This is a genomic window from Candidatus Poribacteria bacterium (assembly GCA_028820845.1).
In the GTDB taxonomy this organism is placed as follows: Bacteria; Poribacteria; WGA-4E; order WGA-4E; family WGA-3G; genus WGA-3G.
This window is the reverse complement of record JAPPII010000031.1, coordinates 65592-73756: the sequence shown is the minus strand read 5'-3', so window position 1 is coordinate 73756 and position 8165 is coordinate 65592. Positions and strand designations below refer to the sequence as shown.

Below are 8165 nucleotides of genomic sequence, written 5' to 3'. Positions count from 1 at the left end.
ATTTCGCAGCTATATTGATCACTGCTAACAAAATGTAAACACTACGTAGTTATTTCGGGAAACGCTGGTTCCGTTTGCTGTTTCGGCAAACCGCTGAACGCCGCTTAGTAAACTATCTCTCAAATCTACTTAGCACCCGTGAGCCAGTGAAAGAGATTAAGCTCTTTGATCTCCACAGAATACTTATTGAACGTTTTCGGACGCTATCCCAGAAGTTCGTGCGCGAAAATCATACATTATCAATCACCCAAGAAATATCCCAAGCTGCGTTGAATCTACTTTCAACGCTCAGCACTGCCGGTGTCTGGTTATACGCAGCATTTCGAGCCATCGGACAACAGATTACGATCGGTGATATGATGCTCTATTTTCAAGCCTCAGAAAGAGCCCGATCTACGATTGTGAATGTATTTATGTCTAGCGGCACGTTTTATGAAAACAGTCTGTTCCTTGAACATTTGTTTGGTTTTTTAGACTTGGATCCTAATGCGGTTGAAGGTACACTCCAGCAACCTGAAAAGCGGACCAAACTCAAGAAAGTCGATTGTCCAATCCGGAAGGGTATTATATTTGAAGGGGTCTCGTTCACATATCCCGGAACAGAGGAATCCGTTCTGAAAGATGTCAGTTTCACCATTGCTCCCGGCGAGTGTGTCGCGATTGTTGGACGAAATGGTGCGGGTAAAACAACTCTTGTCAAACTGCTTACCCGTCTCTATGATCCAAGTAGTGGCAATATTCGCCTTGACGGAATCGATCTCAAGGCATATCATCTTGAAAGTCTTTACAACCAATTTAGTGTTGTCTTTCAGGATTTTCTTCAGTACCATTTTAGTGTTCGAGAGAACATTGGATTTGGGCAAGTGAATGCCAGTAATGACCTGGAGCGTATTCGTGCGGCGGCAGAGAAAGCAGGAAGTCTGGCGCGTATTGAGAAGTTACCAAAACAGTTTGATACAGTGTTGGGGCGGACCCTGGAGGAAGGGGTCGATCTTTCCGGGGGTGAATGGCAGAAAATTGCCTTAGCACGTGCTTTTATGCGGGATGCTCAGATCTTAGTCCTTGATGAACCTACTGCGGCACTTGACGCGATAGCGGAGGAAGAGATTTTTCAGCGTTTCAATGAATTAACTACGGGTAAAACCTCGGTGATAATTTCACACCGTTTCTCTACAGTGAAGATGGCGGATCGAATTTTGGTATTAGAAGAGGGTCGGTTGATTGAGCAGGGAACGCACGATGAGTTGATGAAACGTAACGGGACCTACGCGGAGATGTACACGCTTCAGGCACAGCGTTATAGTTAATGGTTGGAGCGTCTTGATGTGAGCGGTAAACTTAATTATCTTGATATTTTTTCGAGCTAGTGAGCTTACGTTGTATTTTTAATTTCAGAATCCTTTTGAACATCTGCCGGACCTTCGCAATCTAACCTAATAAATGGTTGTAGTTCCTGTATCATTTCTACGATTAATTCATAAGGTTAGACGCTACAAAAGACTCTCACTTGTCCTCGTTTTTCTCGTTGCTGACAAGATATATTCAACGTCCCAACAGGACGGCGCAAGTACTTCACCTCAAATACTCGGTATATACTTATGGCAACACTTTGGCTGGTTATTCAGCGAGAGTTGATTTCAAACATACTGACCTCTCGATTCACGATCGGTTTTCTCATCTGTCTGATGTCAACCGCTGCTGCAGTTTTCGTTCAGGTTGAAGACTATGAAAAACGACTCGCAGCATACCACATCGCTGTTCAAGAACATCAAGAAACAGTCCGGACATGGGACCTCTACAGCCAAATCAACCCCAAGGCACACAGAAAGCCGAATCCGCTGAGTATCTTCAACGTCGGCATGGAAAAATCCGGTGCCGATATGGTGAGTATTCAACTCGCAACACCTATCTGGGAGAAAGAAGCACAGAAACACGGCTCCGACAACCCATTCCTCTCCATTTTTCTTGCAATTGATGTTATTTTTGTCTTTAAAATCGTTCTCAGTGCCTTGGCGATCCTTTTCGCTTACAACACGATTTCAGGGGAACACGAGGATGGCACCCTCAAATTAGTGTTATCCAATCCGATTCCGAGGGACACCCTCGTGATAGGGAAATATCTCGGCGGCATGTTATCCTTGTTCCCGATTGTGATCGTTAGCTTTATTGTTGGAACCCTTATCGCTTACGCTTCTCCTGCGACTGATTTCAATAGTGCGGATATGTTCCGGCTCGTTGCCGTGCTCATCGTTTCCCTATTGTACGTGTCAACGTGTTACCTTTTAGGGATGCTCCTATCCGTATGGACAAAGGAAGCAACCACCACGCTCATCCTTTCGATGTTCATCTGGGGAATCCTAACAATCGTCCATTCTAACATAGCAACCTTCGCAGTCATGAAATTCCCGCCCTATCAACCACAAGCTGAAAAGGAGATTCTACAGCATATTGAGCAGAGGTGGGGAGATTTCAGGGAAGAACGGGATGCCTACCTTCTAAAAAAATGGGGCTATAAATACCCAATTAGCGCGATTTCTCAGATCAGCGATGGTCCTTTGTCAATATCGATTAACTCGAATTCACCGGGCGAACTTGGATTTGGTGAGTTCTATGAGATTAAACCAATCCATATCCTGGATGTCTCCAAATTTCAGGAAGTATTGGGCTACCAAGAACCGCGGCGTATCGACTACGCAAACCAAGCTGAAGCACGCCTCCAGCAGAGAGAAGAAGTTGAGGAAAGCAACAGACGGTTCGCCAAAGATATCTCCCGATTTTCTTTCGCGGACGCATACCGATTTGCCGTCGGCGCGATAACCGATACAGACAGAGAGAGTTACCGAGACTTCATTAGACGGGCAAGAAGTTATAAACGTCAAGTTGTCGACTATCTCAGCGGTAAAAACGCTTTTTCCGCGAGAGCATGGTTTTCCAGCGATCAAGGCGCGGCGGAGTTTAAAGATCTCCCTGTTTTTCAGAACCCACACACTTCTCTATTTCAGAGTTTTTCCCGGGCATCAAGCGATATCCTGATCCTGTTGGCGTGGAATATCGTCTTGTTTATGGGCGTGTATGTATCATTCCTTCGATATGATATGAGTTGAACTGAACATTTACCCAAGCAACGCGCTGGAAAACCGGATATACGGAGCGGAACGTTCTTGATACGTCTGTCCTAACCGAACCGCAAGGAGCAGTAAAATATGATTTGGCATATTGCCAAAAAAGAGATATACCAGAATCTCACAACGCTGCGATTCGTCTTGATGATAATCCTTCTGCCCATCTTGATGATCGCCAATGCCCTCATATACGGCTTTGGTGATAATGGGTATACAGCAGAAATACGGGATTATAACCGCAAGGTGACCCAAGGGTTATCTCATATTGAAGAATACGCCTTCAAGGGATTAGGAGAATTAGCGATGGTCGGCCCTGCGGAGATACCCAAGCGTCCGTCCCAGTTGAAGTTCTGTGCCAATGGTGCTGATGTCTTCATACCCCGTTCTATCACGAGCGCAGACCGCGCAGGCGCGGGGCGTGGCGGAGACGGGGGTGTGGTTGAAAATTATAATTGGCGGGAAGTTTGGACACTTGAATATCTACCTTCAAATCATGGTGGAGACGCAACCACGCTCATCGAAATTGATTGGGTATTTATCGGTGTCTTCATGAGTTTTTTTGTCATTTTATTCACTTTCGATGCCGTCGCCGGGGAACGCGTTCGGGGAACACTCAGTCTCATGATGGCCAACCCAATTTCTCGTGGACAGGTATTATTCGCGAAATACTTAGGAACATTCTTCACGCTCATCATTCCACTCCTGATTGGAGTCCTCATGAACCTTCTCATCATCTACCTGTCAGGGAACATCCCCTTTGATTCAGGCAGTTGGCTGCGGATTTTAGGGATGATCGGACTCTTTACATTACATATTTCTATCTTTATTTTTTTGGGACTGTTTTTCTCAAGTCGCGTCTCAAACGCCATCACCAGTTTAGTGTGGCTGTTGCTAACTTGGGTCTGTTTAGCATTTATCTTGCCGAGTCTACTCGGACTCTTCGTCGGAACCCTTGATCCGATACCATCCATAGAAAGAATATCCGCAGAAAAGCGCACACAATTAGCAAACATAGAAAACGAATTTCAACCGACGGAAATGCTGGAAACAACAAAACTCAGCGAAGCTCCCTCCGTCAACAACCCATCAGCAGCGCGGCAATGGGCGACCTACTTCAGGAGAAGGTTTGAAACGAAAACGCGCATAGCAGATGCACGTATAGATCAGCAATTGCAGCAAGTGCAACTCGCCCGCGAACTCACCCAAGTCTCTCCGACGGTCTGTTTCCAATACGCCATGGAAGGACTCGCCAATACCGGAATCGTCAGTTATATGGATTTCGTTAAACAGGTGCGCCGTTATAGAGACACATTTATAGATTTCATCAAAACTGAGGATAGAGATGATCCGAATAGCCTCCACATCTATCCTGTGAGGGAGGGATTATCTCAAAAACCGGTGAATCCGGACATTGTGCCGAGGTTTAGAGAACGCATCTCACATCAGAGCGTAATTTTTCCGCTCGGACTGCTGATCGTTTTTAACATTCTGTTCTTTATCGCGGCACAACTATCGTTCCTCAAATGCGACTTAAAATAAATGATAACCATTTATCAGGTGGGTCACTATTTATGGTGGAACCACCTCTGGGGACGACAAAAAGGATAAATAATCGGTTGAATGTGTAAAATTTTTGGCACTAAACCCTCGACCACCCCAACCATAACCCATAATACATTTTAACTTGACATAAGTTAGCAAAAAATAGTATAATATATCATAAGGCGTTCCAAAGAGGTGAATATTGTATCAATCTACAAAATCCTGGGGCAGAAACCAACATAACATTTTCAGTGGACCACATAAGTTTCTTACGAACTGCTAACAGTCGATAGCCAACAGCCATAAAAAAATGTTACACTTTTCGGACTTATTATTTTTTTCTAACAGGAAATTAAACATCAACGAACCCTTACGGCCACTATGTTCTCTAACGTTACACACCGCATGCAAAATGTTACACCAGTGTAACTTTTTTAACGAAAATTGCTAAAGAATGTATCGTTAAGTTAAAACCATGTTCACGTCCGTATTTTTTATTAAACGTCCCGAACTCACGTGAAACCGATCCTGAAAATCTGCAAATCCTGATTCAGACAGACTTCAACCAACCGCTATTTAATAACCGCTAATCGTCATTCACAATCCTGATTCAGACGATTGCCCTAATATTTATGCGCCCTTCTTAAATTTTTTCTCTTGTCTAAAAAGACATAGACATGTTAAAATAGTGTGCATGCAATAGATGAGGAGAGTGAACATGGACGCAAAATTGTGGGTGCCAGAATACGATACCCCCGAATTATGGCATAAAGAAATCTCGCGACGCTGCTTTTTCAAGAGCGGTCTCACGAGTTTTCTCGGACTCGTCGCGATGCAACACTTCGGCTCCAGCAGCCTCGCGGAGCTTGAGGATGTTCTGCCACGTGCCGAGCATTGCATCGTCCTGTTCATGAATGGCGGCGCGAGTCAATTAGACACGTTCGACCCTAAACCCGACACCAAAAACGGCGGTCCCTTTGCAGCGATTCCGACGAGCGTTGAAGGTATCGAAGTGTCTGAGCATCTCCCTCAGATTGCCGAACAGGCACACCATCTCTCTATCATTCGTTCGATGATTTCCCGTGAAGGGAATCATGAGCGCGCACGCTACTTACTGCATACAGGATACGCGCCGGGGGGGGCAGTCAGACATCCAACCCTCGGTTCGCTCACCTCTTACTACCTTGACGATAGTTTATCTGACCTTCCAAGTTGCGTTAATATTAATGCCCCAACATATTCTGGTGGTTTTCTCGGTGCCACGCACGATCCATTTGTCGTCAACGACTCGATGCGTCCAGTGGAAGATCTCTCGTATCCGGCACAGATGGACACACACCGTTTTCGGGAACGCCTCAAGATGCTTAGAACCATTGAAAAGGATTTTATTGCCAAGCGGACTGGACGCAGCACGGAGGCGCACGAAGCGATTTATAAAAAAGCCGATCAACTCATCAATTCCCCTAAAATAGATGCGTTCCAACTTAACGAGGAACCGCTCGCTGTACGCGAAGCCTACGGTATGAATAAGTTTGGTCAGGGGTGTCTGATGGCGCGGCGGCTTGTGGAAGCCGGGGTTAAATTCGTGGAGGTCTCGTTAGACGGGTGGGATACCCACCAAAATAACTTTGAGCGGACCAAAGAACTCTTGAATGTCGTAGATCCAGCGTTCGCAACCCTTCTGAAGGACTTATCCGAACGCGAGCTCCTTGACAAGACTGTTGTGTTATGGCTCGGTGAATTCGGACGTACACCACGGATTAACAACAACGATGGGAGAGATCACCATACCAACGGTTGGTCTACTGTTGTTGCAGGCGGCGGCACACGCGGTGGACAGGTCATTGGCGGCACTAATGAAGATGGGAGTGAAGTCGTCAGTGGTGCTGTTGGGGTGCCTGATCTTTTTGCGTCGCTCTGCTTTGCGCTTGGGATCAATCCTGATGAGGAAAATTACTCCCGTTCCGGTCGACCGATTCGCGTCGTCAACGATGGTTCGGTTATAGAGGAGTTGTTCGGTTGAGAGTCATTGCTGGCACATTCAAAGGCAGACGTTTGGTTGTCCCCAAAGGGAATCGTCTTGTCCGTCCAACGGCTGATCGGGTAAAAGAATCGGTATTTAGTATCCTGCGGGAACGGGTTGTTGGTGCAAATTTTCTTGACCTTTGTGCTGGGACAGGAAGCATGGGAATTGAGGCGTTGAGCCGCGGCGCGAAACATGTTACGTTTTTGGACCGAGATCCGCGATGCATTGTGGTTATAGAAAGAAACCTTGACGTTTGTGGTCTCACGGCTGAATCTGGGGTGTACTATTTGCTTTGTCGTGATGTTTTGAAAGGGATTGGGTCCCTTCATAAACGGGCAGCTACGTTTGAAGTTATCTATTTTGATCCACCCTACGGTGTTGGTTTAGCGGATGGTTCGCAGAACCCTCTTGAACTGTATACTGCCAGTTTAGCACTGCTTGCGAAGACCGTGCTGCTTACAATCGGTGGTACGTTGCTTGTTGAACATGCAAAACAGGCTGTTATGCCGGACACTGTTGGGAATTTGTGCCGAGACCGACAAACGCGTTACGGGGATACAGTCGTATCGTTTTATCATTGGGAGAATGACAGTCAGCTGTCAGGGCAGGTTGCTACATAACCCTTTCAGTAGTCAGTAAAAAACCATTTGTAGCAATTACCCGTGTTTGAAATATTCCGAGTTGGCGTTGAATTGTTACAGAAAACCTCTTTGCTGACCGCTGACTGCTATAAACAAAATATGAAAATCTTAAATCTCCAATCCGGAACACCTTTCCAGATGGGCAAAGGTAAAAATTGGCGTGTTGTGCATCCGGATATGGGTTCAACGCAAATTACACTGAACCATGGGCTTCACGCGCCAGATCAGGAATTCACACAGCATTATCATGATGCCTCTGAAGACGCGATTGTTGTGTTAGAAGGTGGTGGGGCTATCCGACAAGGGAGTGTCTACACGCCGATTGCCGCAGGCGATCTCATTTTTGTACCCGCAGGCGAAATCCATGGAACCGTCAACACCACACCGAACATGGCACGCTTAATTAGTTTTCAATCCCCGCCGGATATGGCACTCTATCGAGGCGAGCGGGATACTCCTGATGAGGCACCAACGCCAGAAAATGGACACCGGAGCAACGTTCAGGTCATTAATATGGCGCGAAGCGGTCCTGTTTTTGGGAAGTCTGTTGAGTGGCGAAGCGTCGTCTCACCGCACAAAGGCTCTGTACATCTCTCCTTAGACTACATCCACCTCAATAAAAACCAGCACTTTACACACGAACCGATACAGACTGAATCAATCTATGTGCTGAAGGATGGATGTGCCGAGATGACATCCGATGCTGAGACGCATGTGTTGGAACAACACGATGTTCTTTTCCTCGTCCCCGGAGACACTTTTTCACTTTCCCACACAGGCGATGAACCGACCACAATAATATATTGTTGGGCAGTCGGCAAAAAAGGAAAATAA

6 protein-coding genes are annotated in these 8165 nt (G+C 46.2%); all 6 read left to right on the top strand.

The window, feature by feature from the left end; translation table 11 throughout:
• Positions 1-74 precede the first annotated feature (74 nt).
• Positions 75-1307 (top strand): ABC transporter ATP-binding protein, encoded by a 1233-nt coding sequence (locus OXN25_07840; protein ID MDE0424761.1) that lies wholly within the window; start codon positions 75-77, stop codon positions 1305-1307.
• Positions 1308-1598: 291 nt separating this feature from the next.
• Positions 1599-3104 carry an ABC transporter permease subunit gene (locus tag OXN25_07835; GenBank protein MDE0424760.1) on the top strand — a complete coding sequence of 502 codons (1506 nt, stop codon included), beginning with the start codon at positions 1599-1601 and terminating at the stop codon, positions 3102-3104.
• A gap of 99 nt (positions 3105-3203) precedes the next feature.
• Positions 3204-4661, top strand: a complete 1458-nt coding sequence (locus OXN25_07830) for an ABC transporter permease subunit (protein MDE0424759.1) — start codon at positions 3204-3206, stop codon at positions 4659-4661.
• 721 nt (positions 4662-5382) lie between these two features.
• The gene (locus tag OXN25_07825) at positions 5383-6687 is read left to right on the top strand and encodes a DUF1501 domain-containing protein (GenBank protein MDE0424758.1); all 1305 of its coding nucleotides are present in this window, start codon (positions 5383-5385) and stop codon (positions 6685-6687) included.
• Positions 6684-7310 carry a 16S rRNA (guanine(966)-N(2))-methyltransferase RsmD gene (gene rsmD, locus OXN25_07820; protein MDE0424757.1) on the top strand — a complete coding sequence of 209 codons (627 nt, stop codon included), beginning with the start codon at positions 6684-6686 and terminating at the stop codon, positions 7308-7310. The genes OXN25_07825 and rsmD overlap by 4 nt, the downstream gene beginning before the upstream one ends.
• Before the next feature lie 120 nt (positions 7311-7430).
• Positions 7431-8165: a cupin domain-containing protein gene (locus OXN25_07815; GenBank protein ID MDE0424756.1), complete on the top strand. Its 735-nt coding sequence runs from the start codon at positions 7431-7433 to the stop codon at positions 8163-8165.

What these genes read in the sequence shown, in the direction of transcription:
- OXN25_07825 (MDE0424758.1), top strand. Translation starts at nt 5,383, where the DNA reads ATGGACGCAAAATTGTGGGTGCCAGAATACGATACCCCCGAATTATGG.
- OXN25_07830 (MDE0424759.1), top strand. Translation starts at nt 3,204, where the DNA reads ATGATTTGGCATATTGCCAAAAAAGAGATATACCAGAATCTCACAACG.
- OXN25_07835 (MDE0424760.1), top strand. Translation starts at nt 1,599, where the DNA reads ATGGCAACACTTTGGCTGGTTATTCAGCGAGAGTTGATTTCAAACATA.
- OXN25_07815 (MDE0424756.1), top strand. Translation starts at nt 7,431, where the DNA reads ATGAAAATCTTAAATCTCCAATCCGGAACACCTTTCCAGATGGGCAAA.